Genomic DNA, 15,810 nt, shown 5'->3' on the forward strand with positions numbered 1-15,810 from the left:
CGGAACTCACACCCTGGAGAACGCCGTGACCATCACCCAGCCCGACCTGAGCGTCTTCGAGGCCGTGGAGTCGGAGGTGCGCAGCTACTGCCGTGGCTGGCCCACGCTCTTCGACCGCGCGCAGGGCAGCTACCTGTACGACGAGGACGGCCACACCTACCTGGACTTCTTCGCCGGAGCCGGCTCCCTGAACTACGGCCACAACAACCCCGTGCTGAAGCGAGCCCTGATCGACTACCTGGAGCGGGACGGGATCACGCACGGCCTGGACATGTCCACCACCGCGAAGCGCGCCTTCCTGGAGACCTTCAGGGACGTGGTGCTGCGCCCGCGGGCGATGGACCACAAGGTCATGTTCCCGGGCCCCACCGGCACCAACGCCGTCGAGGCGGCGCTGAAGCTGGCCCGCAAGGTCAAGGGCAGGGAGGCGATCGTCTCCTTCACCAACGCCTTCCACGGCATGTCGCTGGGCGCGCTGGCGGTCACCGGCAACTCGTTCAAACGGGCCGGCGCCGGGATCCCGCTGGTGCACGGCACGCCGATGCCGTTCGACGACTACCTCGACGGGCAGACGCCCGACTTCATCTGGCTGGAGCGGCTGCTGGAGGACTCGGGGTCCGGCCTCAACACGCCGGCCGCCGTCATCGTCGAGACGGTGCAGGGCGAGGGCGGCGTCAACGTCGCCCGCGCGGAGTGGCTGCGGGGTCTGGCCGACCTGTGCCGGCGTCACGACATGCTGCTGATCGTCGACGACATCCAGATGGGTTGCGGGCGCACCGGGCCGTTCTTCTCCTTCGAGGAGGCCGGCATCGTGCCCGACATCATCACCGTCTCGAAGTCCATCAGCGGCTACGGCCTGCCCATGTCGCTCACCCTCTTCCGGCCCGAGCTGGACATCTGGGAGCCCGGCGAGCACAACGGCACCTTCCGCGGCAACAACCCCGCGTTCGTCACCGCGGCCGCCACGCTCAACACCTACTGGACCGACGACCAGATGGAGAAGCAGACCCTCAGCCGCGGCGAGCAGATCGAGGTCACCCTGCGCGCGCTGGTCGCCGAGCACGCCCGCGCCGGCGCCAGCTACCGGGGTCGTGGCCTGGTCTGGGGCCTGGAGTTCACCGACCGGGACCGGGCCACCGCGGTCTGCCGGCGGGCCTTCGAACTGGGGCTGCTGCTGGAGACCTCGGGACCGGAGAGCGAGGTCGTCAAGCTCCTGCCGGCGCTGACCATCACGCCCGAGGAACTGGACGAGGGCCTGCGCATCCTGGCCCGCTCGGTGCGGGAGACCGACTGAGCCCCGCGAGGGCGGGCACCCGTCAAGAGAAGATCGAAGGGAAGAAGAAACTGTGATCGTCCGATCGATCAGCGAGATCGAGGGCAGCGACCGGGACGTCCGGTCCGCCTCGGGAACCTGGCGCAGCAAGCGCATCATCCTCGCCAAGGAGGGCGTCGGCTTCTCGCTGCACGAGACCGTGCTCTACGCGGGCACGGAGACCTCGATGTGGTACGCGAACCACATCGAGGCCGTGTACTGCGTGGAGGGCGAGGCCGAGCTCACGAACGACGAGACCGGCGAGAAGCACATGATCCGCCCGGGCACGATGTACCTGCTGGACGGCCACGAGAAGCACACGCTGCGTCCCGTCACCGACTTCCGGGCCATGTGCGTCTTCAACCCGCCGATCACCGGCCGCGAGGACCACGACGAGAACGGCGTCTACCCGCTGCTCACCGAGGCGTCGTAGGAAGAAGGAAGGAGCGCTCATGACCACCGCACCCGAACGAACCGCCGACCTGTACCCCACTCGTGGCGCCACCGAGGCGATCACGCCGCGCCAGGACCCGGTGGTCTGGTCGGAGCCCGGCGCCCCGGGACCGCTCGACACCGGGCAGCTGGCCGGCTTCGAGCGGGACGGGTTCGTCGCACTCGACCAGCTGATCACGCCCGAGGAGGTCGGGGTCTACAAGGCGGAGCTCGACCGGATGGTCAGCGACCCCGCGATCCGCGCGGACGAGCGTTCGATCATCGAGCCGAGCTCCCAGGAGATCCGCTCGGTGTTCGAGGTGCACCGGCTCAGCACGGTCTTCGCCGGTCTGGTGCGCGACCCCCGGGTGGCCGACCTGGCCAGGCAGCTGCTGGGCTCGGACGTGTACGTCCACCAGAGCCGGATCAACGTGAAGCCGGGCTTCGGCGCGAGTGGGTTCTACTGGCACTCGGACTTCGAGACGTGGCACGCCGAGGACGGGCTGCCGCGGATGCGGGCCGTCTCGGTGTCGATCGCGCTCACCGAGAACTACGACACCAACGGTGGCCTGATGATCATGCCGGGCTCGCACAAGACGTTCCTCGGCTGTGCCGGTGAGACGCCGAAGGACAACTACAAGAAGTCGCTGCAGATGCAGGACGCCGGCACGCCGTCCGACGAGGCGCTGACCTCCCTGGCCGGCGAGTACGGCATCCGGCTGTTCACCGGCAGGGCCGGCTCGGCGACGTGGTTCGACTGCAACTGCATGCACGGTTCGGGCGACAACATCACGCCCTACCCGCGCAGCAACGTGTTCATCGTCTTCAACAGCGTGGAGAACACGGCGGTCGAGCCGTTCGCGGCGCCCATCCCCCGCCCGGACTTCATCGGGGCGCGGGACTTCACCCCGGTGAGGTGACGGGAGCGGACCGCATCGCCGGGCCAGTTCATGCCGGGGAGGGCGCGGTCGTCGTAGTCGAACCAGGCCTGGTTCTCCCAGCCGTTGCCGGAGGACGGGTCGGTCTCGTCCCAGCCGTTGCCGGGGGTGGCCGTCCAGGCCGGCTCCCAGTAGAAGACGCCGAGCCCGCGCCCGTTCGGCACGGCGGCGACCACGGAGCAGATGTCCTCCAGCCAGGCGACCTGGCCGTCGGTCGTGGCCGGATAGCCGGACACCAGCTGGGACTGCTGGCCGATGATGTCGGCGTGGCCGTCGTCGCTGCCCAGCCGGAACGGGTAGGCGGTCTCGGCGACGAACACGTCCTTGCCGTACCGGTTGGCCATGTCGTTGAGGTTCGACTGCAGCTCGCCGAGCGTGCCGTGCCAGTAGCCGTAGAACGACGCCCCGATGACGTCGAAGGGCACACCCTGGTTCACCGCGTTGTCGAACCACCAGCGGAAGAGCGAGTTGTCGCCGCCCTCGGCCAGGTGCAGGGCGATCCGGGTGCCCGGCGACGCGTCGCGCGCCGCCTCGGCGCCGGCGGTGAGCAGCCCGCCGAGCGCCGACCAGTTGTCGGTCGAGCCGTTCGGCCACACCGTGCCGCCGTTGATCTCGTTGCCGATCTGCGCCATCGCGGCCGGGGTGCCCTGGTCGGCCAGCCCGCCCAGGATGTCGGCGGTGTGGTCGGCGAGCGCCTGTTCCAGGGCGCCGCCGCTGAGGCCCTCCCAGGCGGACGGCTTGTACTGCTTGCCGGGGTCGGCCCAGGTGTCGGAGTAGTGGAAGTCCACCAGCAGGCTCATGCCCTGGCCGGCGACGCGCCGGGCCATGGCGAGGATCTGCTCCCGACCGTGGTAACCGTCGGCCGAGTCGACCCAGACCTTGAGCCGGACCCAGTTGGAGCCGGCCTGGCGCAGGATGGTGACGGGGTCGCCCACCGTGCCGTCGGCGTAGCGGAAGACCGCGCCGAGGTCCTCGGCCTTGGGGACGGAGGAGAGGTCCACCCCGCGGATGGACAACGCCGCCGCCTGGGCGGTGCCGGTGGGCAGGGCGGCGAACGCGGCCGGCGTGGCCAACGCCGCCGTGCCCAGCCGGAGGATGTCGCGTCGGTGCATCATGGGTCGTCCTTCCATGAGGGACAAATGACGTGCGCGTGTTGCGGTGTGGGGATCCCCCCGGCCGGAGGCCGGGGTGGGGGTGGGAGCGCGCGGACGCGGCGGTTCAGTCGTCCAGGCGCACCACCCGGACGGCACCGGCCGGCACCGCGAGCCGGGCGTCGGCCCTGGTTCCGGTGAGCAGTTCGGTGCCGGGGGAAGCGAGCGGCACCTTGGCCTCGGCCCCCGTGTGGTTGATGACGAAGACGAACGTGCCGGTCTCCCCCGTGCGGCGCACCACCTCGACGTCGTGCGGCAGATCGTCGCGGGACGCCAGGCCGGCGTCGGCGGCGGCCGCGGCCAGCACCGGATCCAGGTCCGCCCGGTCCAGGCGGGTGGAGACGTACCAGGCGGCGCCCCGGCCGTACGCGTGCCGGGTGACGGCGGGACCGCCCGCGGCCGGCCCGTCGGCGTAGCGCCAGACCGGTTCGGCGCCGTCCAGCAGCAGGGTCTCGGCCCAGACGTCGCCGCGCAGCCGCGCCCCGTCCGGGCCGTCGATCCGGACCTCCTGGCCGGCCCGCAGCGGCTGGAACTCCTCGACGCGCAGCCCGAGCACCTCGCGCAGCGCGCCGGGATGCGGCCCGGGGTGAACGGCGTCGTGCTCGTCGACGATGCCGGAGAAGTACGAGACGAGCAGCGTGCCGCCGTCGGCCACGTACCGGGACAGCGCCGCGCCGGCGGCGGCCGTGGCCAGGTACAGCGCGGGCACCACGACCAGCGGGTGGCCGGCCGATCCCGCCGCGTCGGGGTGGGCGAAGTCGACGGTGAGATGCCGGTCGAAGAGCGCCGCGTAGTACGCCTCGGCGCGCTCCCTGGTGTCCAGGTCCTGGCTCGGGCGCCACTCCAGCTTCTGCGCCCACCAGGACTGCCAGTCCCAGGCCACGGCCACGTCGGCGACGGTGCGGGTGCCGCGGACGTCGGCCAGCCGGCCCAGGTCGGCGCCGAGTTCCACCACCTCCCGCCAGATCCGGCTGTCGGTGCCGGCGTGCGGGAGCATCGCGGAGTGGAACTTCTCGGCCCCGAACCGGGAGGCGCGCCATTGGAAGAACATCGCGCCGTCCGAGCCGCGGGCCACGTGGGCCAGGCTGTTCCGCGCCATCTCGCCCGGCGCCTTGGCGATGCCGCGCGGCTGCCAGTTGACGGCGCTGGTGGAGTGCTCCAGCAGCAACCAGGGCCGGCCGCCGCCGACCGAGCGGCTCAGGTCGGCGGCCATCGCGAGGTTGACGTGGTTCCGGTCCTCCTCGGCCACCAGGTAGTGGTCGTTGGTGACCAGGTCCACCTCGCCGCCCCAGGCCCAGTAGTCCACGGAGTCGCACTGGGTCGGCGAGACCATGAAGTTGGTGGTGACCGGCACGCCGGGCGACAGCTCCCGCAGCAGGTCGCGCTCGCGACGGAAGTTGGCCAGCGCGCTGTCGCTGGCGAAACGGGCGAAGTCCAGGCGCTGGGCGGGGTTGGCCACCGTGGGGGTGGCCCGGGGTGGCTGGATCTCCTCCCAGTCGCCGTACGCCTGGCCCCAGAACGTGGTGCCCCAGGCGTCGTTGAGCGCCTCCAGCGTGCCGTGGCGCTCGGCGAGCCAGCGCCTGAAATGCGCGGCCGACGTCGCGCAGTAGCACTCCAGCACCGGCACGCCGTACTCGTTGTGCACGTGCCACATCGCCAGCGCCGGATGGTCGCCGTAGCGCTCGGCGAGCGCCCGGGTGATCCGGGCCGCGGCCTCCTGGTAGGCGGGCGAGCTGTGGCAGATGGCACCGCGCGAGCCGAACTCGTAGGTGACACCCTCCCGGCTGACCGGCAGCGCCTCCGGATGCGCCCGGTAGAACCAGGCGGGCGGCACCACGGTCGGCGTCCCGAGGTCGACCCGGATTCCGCCGGCGTGCAGCAGGTCGAGCAGCCGGTCCAGCCAGCCGAAGTCGAGGGAACCCTCGCGGGGCTCCAGCCTGGCCCAGGAGAAGATGCCGACGCTGACCATCGTCACCCCCGCCTCGCGCATGAGGGCGACGTCCTCGCGCCACACCTCCTCCGGCCACTGCTCCGGGTTGTAGTCACCGCCGAACGCGAGCCGGCGCAGGCCACGGGGCGCGGCGTGCGACATCGGCACCTCCCTGAATGGATAACTGGGAAGAACGGGAAGAACTGGGAACGTGCACAGCCCGAACTGACTGCACAACCCAACATAAGCCCACAGTCCCGAGCATTGACAAGCTCTGGACCGGCCTCTCTACTGTGAACGCTCACAGCCTCAGTCCTGGGAGGGACCATGAGATTCCGGACCGTCGCGGCATGTGCCGCGGCCGTGCTCACCGCCGTCGCGGCCACCGGCTGCGGCTCGTCCGACGACTCGGCCGACGGCCCGGTCAAGCTCACCTACTGGGCCTGGGCGCCGGGCCTGGACAAGGTGGTGGAGCTCTGGAACGAGACGCACCCCGACATCCAGGTCACCGTGAAGGAGCAGGCCGCCGGCGACGACCTGGTGACCAAGACCATCACGGCGGCCAAGGCGGGCAACGCGCCCGACCTGATGCAGGCGGAGTACCAGGCGCTGCCGACGCTGGTCAGCAACGACGTGCTGGCCGACATATCGGGGCAGGTGGCCGACGCGGAGGCGGAGTTCCCCGCCGGGGTGTGGCAGCAGGTGACCCTCGGCACGGACGCGGTCTACGCGCTGCCGCAGGACTCCGGGCCGATGATGTTCTACTACCGGGAGGACCTCTTCGAGCAGTACGGCCTGAACGTTCCCGGGACGTGGGAGGAGTTCGCGGACACCGCCCGCGAGGTCCGGGACGTGGCGCCCGACGACACCTACCTGACCACCTTCTCGGCCAACGACGCGGGCCTGTTCGCCGGGCTCGCCCAGCAGGCCGGGGCCGAGTGGTGGACGGTCGAGGGCGAACGGTGGCGGGTCGGGATCGACGAGGAGCCCACGCAGCGGGTCGCCGACTTCTGGGGCGGGCTGGTCGCGGAGGGCGCGATCGACAACCAGCCGATGTACACCCCCGCGTGGAACCAGGCGATGAACACCGGGAAGCAGATCGCCTGGGTGAGCGCCGTGTGGGCGCCCGGCACGCTGACCACGGCCGCCGCCGACACCTCGGGCAAGTGGGCCATGGCGCCGCTCCCGCAGTGGGAGGACGGCGCGAACGCGACGGGCAGCTGGGGCGGCTCCACCACCGGCGTGACCAACGACTCCGAGCACCCCGAGGAGGCCGCCGAGTTCGCCACCTGGCTGAACACCGACCCGGAGGCGCTGGCCGCGCTGGTGCGCGAGGGCGGCATCTACCCCGCGGCCACCGCCGCCCAGACCGGCGACGCCCTCGCCGAGCCGCCGGCGTTCTTCGCCAACCAGCCCGACTTCTACGAGCTGGCCGCCAGCGTCGCCGAGGGCACGGCGCCCGCCGCCTGGGGGCCGAACGTCAACGTGGCCTACAGCACCTTCAACGACGCCTTCGGCCAGGCCGCCGACGACCGCGGCGACTTCGGCGCCGCGCTGACCAGCATGCAGGAGGCCACCGTCACCGATCTCACCGACCACGGCTTCCAGGTCGCCGAGTGACCGCCGACTCCCCCGCCACCGACCGGCGCCAGCGCCGGGCGTACCGGGTGCGCCGCGGCGCGCCGTACGCCTTCCTGCTGCCGGCCGGCGTGCTGTTCGTGCTCTTCTTCGCGCTGCCCATCGGCTACGCCGGATACCTCAGCCTGCGCCGGGTGGAGGTGCAGGGCCTCGGCCTGGGCAGCGGCGCCCGCCAGGAGGTCTGGGCCGGCCTGGCCAACTACACCGACGCGCTGACCGACGCCGAACTGCTCGACGGCGCGCTGCGGGTGCTGGGCTACGGCCTGCTCGTGGTGCCCACCATGCTGGGCCTGGCGCTGCTGTTCGCGCTGCTGCTGGACGCCGAGCGGGTGGGCGGGCGCCGCTTCAGCCGGCTGGTGATCTTCCTGCCGTACGCGGTGCCGGGGGTGATCGCCGCGCTGCTGTGGGGGTTCCTCTACCTGCCCAGCGTCAGCCCGTTGCACTACGGCCTCGACCGGCTCGGCCTGCCGCAGCCCGACCTGCTCGACGGCGGCGCGCTGTTCGTCGCGCTGGCCAACATCGCGGTCTGGGGCGGCACCGGCTTCAACATGCTGGTCATCTACACCTCGCTGCGGGCCATTCCCGCGGAGATCTACGAGGCGGCGCGGCTGGACGGCTGCACCCAGGCGCAGATCGCGTGGCGGATCAAGATCCCCATGGTGACCCCCTCGCTGGTGCTCACCTTCTTCTTCTCGGTGATCGCCACCCTCCAGGTGTTCAGCGAGCCGACCACGCTGCGGCCGCTCACCAACGGCATCCCGACCGACTGGAGTCCGCTGATGAAGGTCTACCAGGACGCGTTCGTCACCGGGGACATCCACGCGGCCGCGGCCACCGCCGTGGTCATCGCCGTGGTCATCCTGGTGCTGTCGTTCGGCTTCCTGCGGGTGGCCACCGCCCGGACCCGGCAGGAGGGACTCCGGTGACCGCCACCTACCCGGCCGCCCCCACGGCCGGCGCCGCGCCGGCGCGCGGCACGACCCCGCGGCCGGCCCGACGCCAGCGCCGGATCGCCGCGCTGCCCACGGCGGCGCTGCTGGCCGGCGCGGTGTACTGCCTGCTGCCGGTGACCTGGGTGCTGGTCGCCTCGACCAAGGCGGGCGACGAGCTGTTCTCCACGTTCACCTTCGCGCCCGGCACCGGGTTCCTGGAGAACGTCGGCGACCTGTCGGCCTACCGGGACGGCGTCTACTGGCAGTGGATGGCCAACTCGGCGCTCTACGCGGGCGTGGGCGCGCTGCTGTCCACCGCGGTCTCCGCGGTGAGCGGCTACGCGCTGGCCGTCTACCGCTTCCCCGGCCGGGAGACGATCTTCAACGTGCTGCTGACCGGCGTGCTGATGCCGCCGGTGATCCTGGCCGTGCCGCAGTACCTGATGCTCGCCGAGGTCAACCTCACCGACAGCTACCTGTCGGTGCTGCTGCCGGTGATCCTCTCCCCCTACGGCGTCTACCTGGCGCGGATCTACGCGGCGGCGGCGATCCCCGAGGACGTGGTGGAGGCCGCGCGGATCGACGGCTCCGGCGAGTGGCGGATCTTCCGGGCCATCGCCCTGCCGATCATGCTGCCGGGCCTGGTGACGGTCTTCCTCTTCCAGTTCGTGGCGATCTGGAACAACTTCCTGCTGCCGTACATCATGCTCAGCGACGACGAGAAGTTCCCGCTGACCCTGGGACTCTTCACGCTGCTCAACCAGGGGTCCAACTCGCCCGCGCTGTACACGCTGGTGATCACGGGTGCGCTGCTCGCGGTGCTGCCGCTGATCGCGCTGTTCCTGTTCATCCAACGGTTCTGGAGTCTCGACCTGCTCACCGGGGCCGTAAAGTCGTGAGGGTGAGCAGTTCCCCTTCCCGCCCCCGGCGACCGACGATCCACGACGTCGCCCGGGTGGCGGGAGTCTCCCGCGGCACGGTGTCCCGGGTGCTGAACGGCGGGCACCACGTGTCCCAGGAGGCGGCGGACGCGGTCAACGCCGCGATCCGCACCACCGGGTACGTCGTCAACCGGCACGCCCGCAGCCTGATCACCGGGCGTTCGGGCTCGGTGGCGTTCCTGCTGACCGAACCGCAGGAGCGGTTCTTCGAGGACCCGAACTTCAACGTGCTGCTGCGCGGCTGCACGGCCGCGCTGGCCACGCACGACATCCCGTTGCTGCTGATGATCGCCGGCACCCGCACCGAGCAGCGCCGGATCACCCGGTACGTCACCGCGGGGCACGTCGACGGGGTGCTGCTGGTGTCCAGCCACACCGGGGACCCGGTCGCCGACCAGCTGGTGCGGGCCGGGATCCCGGTGGTGGCCTGCGGCAAGCCGATGTTCCCGGCGGTGCGCGGAGCGCGGCTCGGCTACGTGGCGGCCGACGACCGGGACGGCGCGCGGGAGATGGTGCGCCACCTGGTGGCGTCGGGCCGGCGCCGGATCGGCACGGTCACCGGGCCACTCGACACCCCGGGCGGGGTGGAGCGGCTCGCCGGGTACCGCGAGGAGCTGGCCGGGTCCGGGCTGCCGGTCGACGACGCGCTGGTCGCCACCGGCGACTACTCCCGGAGCAGCGGCGCGGCGGCCACCGCGGACCTGCTCGCCCGGTGCCCGGACCTGGACGCGCTGTTCGTCGCCTCCGACCTGATGGCGCAGGGCGCGCTGAGCACGCTGTCCCGGGCGGGACGCCGGGTGCCGCAGGACGTCGCGGTGGGCGGCTTCGACGACTCCTCGGCGGCCCTGGCGGCACGGCCCGAGCTCACCACGATCCGCCAGCCGTGGGACCGGATCAGCGCGGAGATGGTCCGCGTCCTGCTGGCCCAGATGGACGGCGAGTCGGCGGCCGCGGTGATCCTCCCCACCGAACTGGTCCACCGCGAATCCGCCTAGCCGGCGGTCGAGCCACCCCGGGACTCCGTCCCGGCCCCGGTGTGCCCCGGACCCGACCGGCAGCCGGGCCACCTCGGGGCCAGAGATCAGGTGCACGCCAGGCGGCGCGCCGGGGCCCCGAGGGCCGGAGGCCCCGTCCCGCGGCCCCGCCGGCGGGCCGGCCCGGGGGCGCGGGCCGGTCCGCCGGTGCGGGTTCGCGCGGGAAGCGCTATGCGCCGATGATGCCGCCGTCGCGGCGGCGGATGGCGACCGTGGCGGAGCGGGGGCGGCCCTCGGGGTCGAAGTCGGGCCAGTTGCTCACGACCCTCGGGTCGTCGGGGGTGGGTTCGCCGAACGCCACCGTCGACTCCCCTGGGTGCTGCACGTTGACGAACAGCGTGCGCTGGTCAGGCGTCGCGGTCACGCCCGTGATCTCGCACCCGCGCGGCCCGGTCAGGAAGCGCCGAACCTCGCCGGTCTCCGGGTCGGCGGCCAGCATCTGGTTGTTGCCGATGTTGTCGTAGCCCCGCTCGGCCAGGTGCTGGCTGGAGTTGGAGACGTCGGTCTGGATCCACAGCCGGCCGTCGTCGTCGAACCACAGGCCGTCGGGCGAGCCGAAGACGCTGTTCGGGTCCAGCTCCACCCGGTCGTCGTAGGCCGGGTCACCGGCCAGCAGGAAGATGTCCCATGCGAAGGTGGTGGCGGTGTGGTCCCGCCGGTGCTCGGTCCAGCGGATGATGTGCCCGTACGGGTTGGGGGTGCGGGGGTTGACGCCGCCGTTCTCCCAGCCGCTGCCGTTGGTGAGCGTGCAGTAGACGTCGTGGTTCTTCGGGTTGACGGAGATCCACTCGGGCCGGTCCATCTTCGTGGCGCCCACCGCGTCCGCCGCCTGCCGGGTGCGCAGCAGCACGTCCGCCTGGTCGGCCCAGCCGTTCTCCCTGATCAGCGCGCCGGTGCCGTGCTTCAGCGGCAGCCAGGTGCCGGTGCCGTCGTCCTCGAACCGCGCGACGTACAGCGTGCCGTGGTCCAGCGGGCTGCGGCCCATGAGCCGCTGCAGCCGCCACTGGCCGTCCCCGACGAACTTGTAGATGTAGTCGCCGTCCTGGTCGTCCCCCGTGTAGGCGACGACGCGGCCCCGGGACTCGGTGACCGTGCAGCCCTCGTGCTTGAACCGGCCCAGCGCGGTGCGCTTGACCGGCCTGGCGTCCGGATTGTTCGGGTCGATCTCGACGATCCAGCCGAAACGATTCGGCTCGTTGGGGTTCGCGGCCAGGTCGAACCGCGGGTCGGCCAGGTGCCAGCGGAAGCCGCCGCCCTCGTTGGTCACGCCGTACCGCGCGTGCTCCTCGGTCGGCTCCCAGGAGGCGTCCTCGGTGGCGAAGTAGTTGTTCCAGTTCTCCTCGCAGGTGAGGTACGTGCCCCACGGGGTGGCACCGCTGGAGCAGTTGTTCAGCGTGCCCATCGGCTCGTTGTTGCTGCGCAGGCGGGGGTGGCTGCCCCGGACCGGGCCGGAGAACTCCACCGGCGTGGCGCCGGTGACCCGCCGCGCCCGGCGCGAGTCGACGACCCGCCACTCGCCACGCCGCCGCTCGATCTCCACCACGCTGACGCCGTGCGCGGCCAGCGCCTTGGCCACCTTCTCGGCGGTCATCTCCTCGTCCCCGTCGGGGAAGAGCAGGGTCTGGTCGACGTACTCGTGGTTGAGCACCAGCAGACCGCGCTCGTTGCCCTCCCGGCCGCGCCCGAGCGGGAAGAAGTGCATGCCGTCGTGGTTCATGCCGACCTGCCGCTCCTGGTCCGCGGCGGAGTTGGAGGCGTCCTTGCGCCAGGTCGGGCCGCCCGGCCGAATCGGGGTGCCCCAGGGGATCAGCACCTGGGTCTCGTAGCCTGAAGGAACGGTGAACTCGTCGGTGTCGCTCACCGGCACCGGTTCGAAGCCGAGCAGCCGCCGGCCGCCGTGGCCCCCACGACCGGCCGCCGGGGCGGCGCTGCCGGCGGCCGTGGTGCCGGTGGTGGTGGCGGCGGGCGCGGCCGCCGCGCTGCCGGCGCCCGCCGCGACCAGGAAGCCCGCGGCGGCCGCGGTTCCGCCGCGAAGCGCGTCGCGGCGGGACAGCCGCGTCTCCACCACCTCACGGAACGACCGGTTGCCGGAGGAGTTGGAGCTGACCTCGTCGGGGTCGATCTCGGGGAAAACCGGGCGCTGTGCTGACATCGTCGGACCTCACTATGGTCTTACTCATGATGGTTCGGTGAGGCTACGAGCCATCAGTGGCGCGGAGTGGCCACCTAGGTGAACAGCCGGCCACCTTCGCGCATACGGACGCTTCACCTTGCCCGATGGTCCGGCCGGGCCGGCGGCGCGGCGCCGGAGGCGTCAGCGCGGGTCGAGGACGAAGACGGGGATCACCCGGTCGGTGCGCGTCTGGTACTCGGCGTAGTCCGGGTACGCCTCGACGGCGCGCGCCCACCACTCCTCACGCTCCCGCCCCTCGGCCAGGTGGGCGGTGTACTCCCGGACGTCCGGGCCGTCCTGGAGCGTCACGTCCGGGTGGGCCAGCACGTTGTGGTACCAGACGGGGTTCTTCGCGGACCCGCCCAGCGAGGCGACCAGCGCGTACCTGGTGCCGTCGGTGACCCGCATCACCGGGAACTTCCGCACCTGGTTGGACCGGGCGCCCCGGCCGGTCACGACGACGACCGGCCGGCCGCGCACCGTGCGCCCGTCGGTGCCGCCGCTGGCCTCGTAACGCCGCACCTGGTCGGCGGAGAACTGCTTGATGTCGAAGGAAGACTCGTTCGAACCCGACATGCGTTTCCTCCTGGCGTGGACGGGCCGCCGAGCGGGCGTCGGCGATGCCCGGGTGCTCCCAGTGAAACGCCGCGCGGCCGGAAACCATGCCGCTTCCGGAGGGCGTCGTCCGAACGTCGCCCGGTGCCCGCCCTCCGGCGGCCGCGGTGGGCCGCCGGAGGGCGGTGCGGGTCAGCTCTCGCGTCGGCCGTCCACCCGGCGCGGCAGGCCGAGCGGGTTCTCCTCGCGCAGCTCGGGCGGCAGCAGCGCCTCCGGGGTGTTCTGGTAGACCACGGGTCGCAGCCACCGCTCGATCGCGGTGGTGCCGACCGAGGTGGAGGTCGAGGTGGTGGCCGGGTAGGGACCGCCGTGGTGCTGGGCGTGGGTGACGGCCACCCCGGTGGGCCAGCCGTTGACCAGGACCCGCCCGGCCAGCGGGGTGAGCGCCGAGATCAGCCGGGCGCCGTGCCCGCCGTCGCCGTTGCCCTCGGCCTCGCTGAGGTGGACGGTGGCGGTCAGGTTGCCGGGCAGCCGGGCCAGCACGGCCGCGATCTGCTCCTCGTTGGCGTACCTGGCGACCACGGTGACCGGGCCGAAGCACTCGTCGAGCAGCAGGTCGTGCTCACCCTCGGCGACCAGCCGCTCCGCCGCCACGGTGAGGAAGCCGGCGGCCACCGCGTTGGCCTCGCCCTCGCCGGCGGCCACCGGCGCCTGGACGCCGGGCAGCGCGGTGCGGTCCCGCACGCCGTCGAGGAACGCCTCGCGCATCCGGGCGTCCAGCAGCACCCCGGGGGCGGCCTCGCCGACCTTCTTTGCCAGCGCGTCGAGCAGTTCGTCGCCGGAGTCGCCCTCGGGCGCCAGCACCAGGCCCGGCTTGGTGCAGAACTGTCCGGCGCCCATCGTCATCGAGGCGGCCAGGCCGCCGCCGATGTCGGCGGAGCGCTCCCGCGCCGCGCCCTCGGTGACCACCACCGGGTTGAGGCTGCCGAGCTCGCCGTAGAACGGGATGGGCACGGGGCGAGCCGCGGCGGCGTCGAAGAGGGCGCGCCCGCCGCGCACCGAACCGGTGAAGCCGGCCGCCGAGACCAGCGGGTGCCTGATCAGCTCCAGGCCGGCCTCGAAACCGTGCACGACCGCGACGACGTCCTCGGGCAGCCCGGCCGCGGCGGCGGCCCGGCGCAGCGCGGCGACGGCCAGCTCGGAGGTGGCCGGATGGTCCGGGTGCGCCTTGACCACCACGGGGCAGCCCGCGGCCAGGGCGCTGGCGGTGTCGCCGCCGGGGGCGGAGAAGGCGAGCGGGAAGTTGGACGCGCCGTAGACGGCGACGACGCCGAGCGGCAGCTTGTAGCGGCGCAGGTCGGGTCGCGGCGGGGCGGCCGAATCGTCCGCGTGGTCGACGATCACGTCCAGGTATCCGCCGTCCAGCACCTCCTCGGCGAAGGCCCGCAGCTGTCCGGTGGTGCGGGCGAGCTCGCCGGTCAGCCGCGGTGCGCCGAGCGCGCTCTCGGCGTCGGCGGTGCTCACCAGCTCGTCCGCGACCGCCTCCAGTTGCTCGGCGGCGCCGCGGAGCAGCGCGACCCGCGCGTCCCGGTCGGCGAGCGCCTCCCTGGTGGCGTGGGCGGCCCGGACGACCGCGTCGATGTCGGCGGCGGTAGCCTCGACCGCGACCTGCTCTCGCTGCGTTCCGCTGCGGGGATCCACGCTCCACACTGGTACTGCCACCGGAATCGTTCCTCCTGCGACGTTCGATATAGTGAATGTTCGAGATATGGAACAACGTCCCTGTATGTGAATACTGTGGGGACTCTATGCCGCTCGAACAAGGGGGTCAAGGACGATGTCAGCAGCCGAGACGGCAGGGTCCGAGGCGACGGGGGCCCCGGCAACGCCCCAGGTCACGCAGCCGGTTACGGCCCAGGTGAAGTCGGCGGTCCGGACCGTCGAGCTGCTGGAGTTCTTCGCCGGACGCCCCGGGATGCACTCCCTCGCGGACGTCCAGGTCGCCGTCGGGTACCCCAAGTCGAGCCTGTACATGCTGCTGCGCACGCTGGTCGAGCTGGGCTGGGTCGAGACGGACGCCACCGGCACCCGGTACGGCATCGGGGTGCGGGCGCTGCTCGTCGGCACCTCCTACATCGACGGCGACGAGGTGGTGGCCGCCGCCCGGCCCACCCTGGACCGGCTCTCCGACGACACCACGGAGACCATCCACCTGGCCAGGCTGGACGGCACCAACGTGGTCTACCTGGCCACCCGTCAGTCCGAGCACTACCTGCGCCCGTTCACCCGGGTCGGCCGCCGGCTGCCCGCGCACTCGACCTCGCTGGGCAAGGCGCTGCTCGCCACCTACAGCGACGAGCAGGTGCGCCGGATGCTGCCGGCGACGCTGGAGCGGCTCACCGAGCACACGATCACCGACCAGGAGCGGCTGATCGACGAGCTGCGGCTGGTCAGGGAGCGCGGCTACGCGGTGGACCGGGAGGAGAACACGCTCGGCCTGAGCTGCTTCGGCGTGGCCATCCCCTACCGCGCCCCGGCCAGGGACGCCATCAGCTGCTCGGTCCCGGTGGCCCGGCTGACGCCCGCCCACGAGCAGCTGATCAAGGACGCGCTGCTGGACGCCCGGGACCGGCTCGCGCTGGCCGCCCGTCACCTCTAGCCTCCGGCGGTCTCCCCGCGGTCTCCGGCGGCGGTTCCGGGCGGCGGCGCGGGCCGGTTCGCCCACCGCCATCCGCGGGCGACCGAGCGGCGCCGGCGGGCTCCGCGCTGCCCGG

Annotated in this window: 12 protein-coding genes and 1 pseudogene; 8 read left to right on the forward strand and 5 right to left on the reverse strand. The window is 72.4% G+C overall.

The annotated features are described in order from the left end of the window. Window positions 1-25 precede the first annotated feature (25 nt). Genes ectB through thpD form a run of 3 tightly spaced genes read left to right on the forward strand, consistent with a single transcriptional unit; the run spans window position 26 to window position 2,664 of the window. A complete protein-coding gene (gene ectB / locus ABGB06_RS19785) occupies window positions 26-1,294 on the forward strand; it encodes a diaminobutyrate--2-oxoglutarate transaminase (protein ID WP_347591171.1) in 1,269 nt (422 codons plus the stop codon). A 52-nt stretch (window positions 1,295-1,346) separates the two neighbouring features. Further along, window positions 1,347-1,745 (forward strand): ectoine synthase, encoded by a 399-nt coding sequence (locus ABGB06_RS19790; protein WP_347591173.1) that lies wholly within the window; start codon window positions 1,347-1,349, stop codon window positions 1,743-1,745. Window positions 1,746-1,764: 19 nt separating this feature from the next. Then, window positions 1,765-2,664: an ectoine hydroxylase gene (gene thpD / locus ABGB06_RS19795; protein WP_347591175.1), complete on the forward strand. Its 900-nt coding sequence runs from the start codon at window positions 1,765-1,767 to the stop codon at window positions 2,662-2,664. Window positions 2,665-2,702: 38 nt separating this feature from the next. Here the strand turns inward: thpD and ABGB06_RS19800 are convergent. Then, window positions 2,703-3,812, reverse strand: a pseudogene (locus ABGB06_RS19800) (arabinogalactan endo-1,4-beta-galactosidase); the annotation flags it as partial. 88 nt (window positions 3,813-3,900) lie between these two features. After that, window positions 3,901-5,925 (reverse strand): beta-galactosidase, encoded by a 2,025-nt coding sequence (locus ABGB06_RS19805; protein ID WP_347591177.1) that lies wholly within the window; start codon window positions 5,923-5,925, stop codon window positions 3,901-3,903. 165 nt (window positions 5,926-6,090) lie between these two features. On the opposite strand from ABGB06_RS19805, the gene ABGB06_RS19810 reads away from it, so the two are divergent. The 4 genes from ABGB06_RS19810 to ABGB06_RS19825 all read left to right on the forward strand — a co-directional run bounded on the left by ABGB06_RS19810 (window position 6,091) and on the right by ABGB06_RS19825 (window position 10,269). Then, complete coding sequence (locus tag ABGB06_RS19810; protein WP_347591178.1) at window positions 6,091-7,383, forward strand: extracellular solute-binding protein; 1,293 nt, start codon at window positions 6,091-6,093, stop codon at window positions 7,381-7,383. Next, the gene (locus ABGB06_RS19815; protein ID WP_347591179.1) at window positions 7,380-8,327 is read left to right on the forward strand and encodes a sugar ABC transporter permease; all 948 of its coding nucleotides are present in this window, start codon (window positions 7,380-7,382) and stop codon (window positions 8,325-8,327) included. Before ABGB06_RS19810 ends, ABGB06_RS19815 begins: the two co-directional genes overlap by 4 nt. Window positions 8,328-8,410: 83 nt before the next feature. Next, window positions 8,411-9,232, forward strand: coding sequence for a carbohydrate ABC transporter permease (locus ABGB06_RS19820; RefSeq protein WP_347591599.1), 822 nt, complete (start codon window positions 8,411-8,413; stop codon window positions 9,230-9,232). Then, window positions 9,229-10,269, forward strand: coding sequence for a LacI family DNA-binding transcriptional regulator (locus ABGB06_RS19825; protein ID WP_347591180.1), 1,041 nt, complete (start codon window positions 9,229-9,231; stop codon window positions 10,267-10,269). Before ABGB06_RS19820 ends, ABGB06_RS19825 begins: the two co-directional genes overlap by 4 nt. A 208-nt stretch (window positions 10,270-10,477) precedes the next feature. On the opposite strand, the gene ABGB06_RS19830 is transcribed toward ABGB06_RS19825, so the two are convergent. The 3 genes from ABGB06_RS19830 to ABGB06_RS19840 form a co-directional block, all read right to left on the reverse strand. Next, window positions 10,478-12,460 carry a PhoX family phosphatase gene (locus ABGB06_RS19830; RefSeq protein WP_347591182.1) on the reverse strand — a complete coding sequence of 661 codons (1,983 nt, stop codon included), beginning with the start codon at window positions 12,458-12,460 and terminating at the stop codon, window positions 10,478-10,480. Between the two features lie 162 nt (window positions 12,461-12,622). After that, window positions 12,623-13,057 (reverse strand): nitroreductase family deazaflavin-dependent oxidoreductase, encoded by a 435-nt coding sequence (locus ABGB06_RS19835; RefSeq protein WP_347591184.1) that lies wholly within the window; start codon window positions 13,055-13,057, stop codon window positions 12,623-12,625. Window positions 13,058-13,228: 171 nt separating this feature from the next. Next, a complete protein-coding gene (locus tag ABGB06_RS19840; protein WP_347591186.1) occupies window positions 13,229-14,758 on the reverse strand; it encodes an aldehyde dehydrogenase (NADP(+)) in 1,530 nt (509 codons plus the stop codon). Between the two features lie 115 nt (window positions 14,759-14,873). Here ABGB06_RS19840 and ABGB06_RS19845 point away from each other — a divergent pair, with 115 nt between their 5' ends. Then, window positions 14,874-15,695 (forward strand): IclR family transcriptional regulator, encoded by an 822-nt coding sequence (locus tag ABGB06_RS19845; protein WP_347591188.1) that lies wholly within the window; start codon window positions 14,874-14,876, stop codon window positions 15,693-15,695. The last annotated feature ends 115 nt before the right edge of the window (window positions 15,696-15,810 follow it).

Origin of the sequence: Streptomyces sp. B6B3 (genome assembly GCF_039871525.1) — a bacterium.
Taxonomy (GTDB): Bacteria; Actinomycetota; Actinomycetes; order Streptomycetales; family Streptomycetaceae; genus Streptomyces.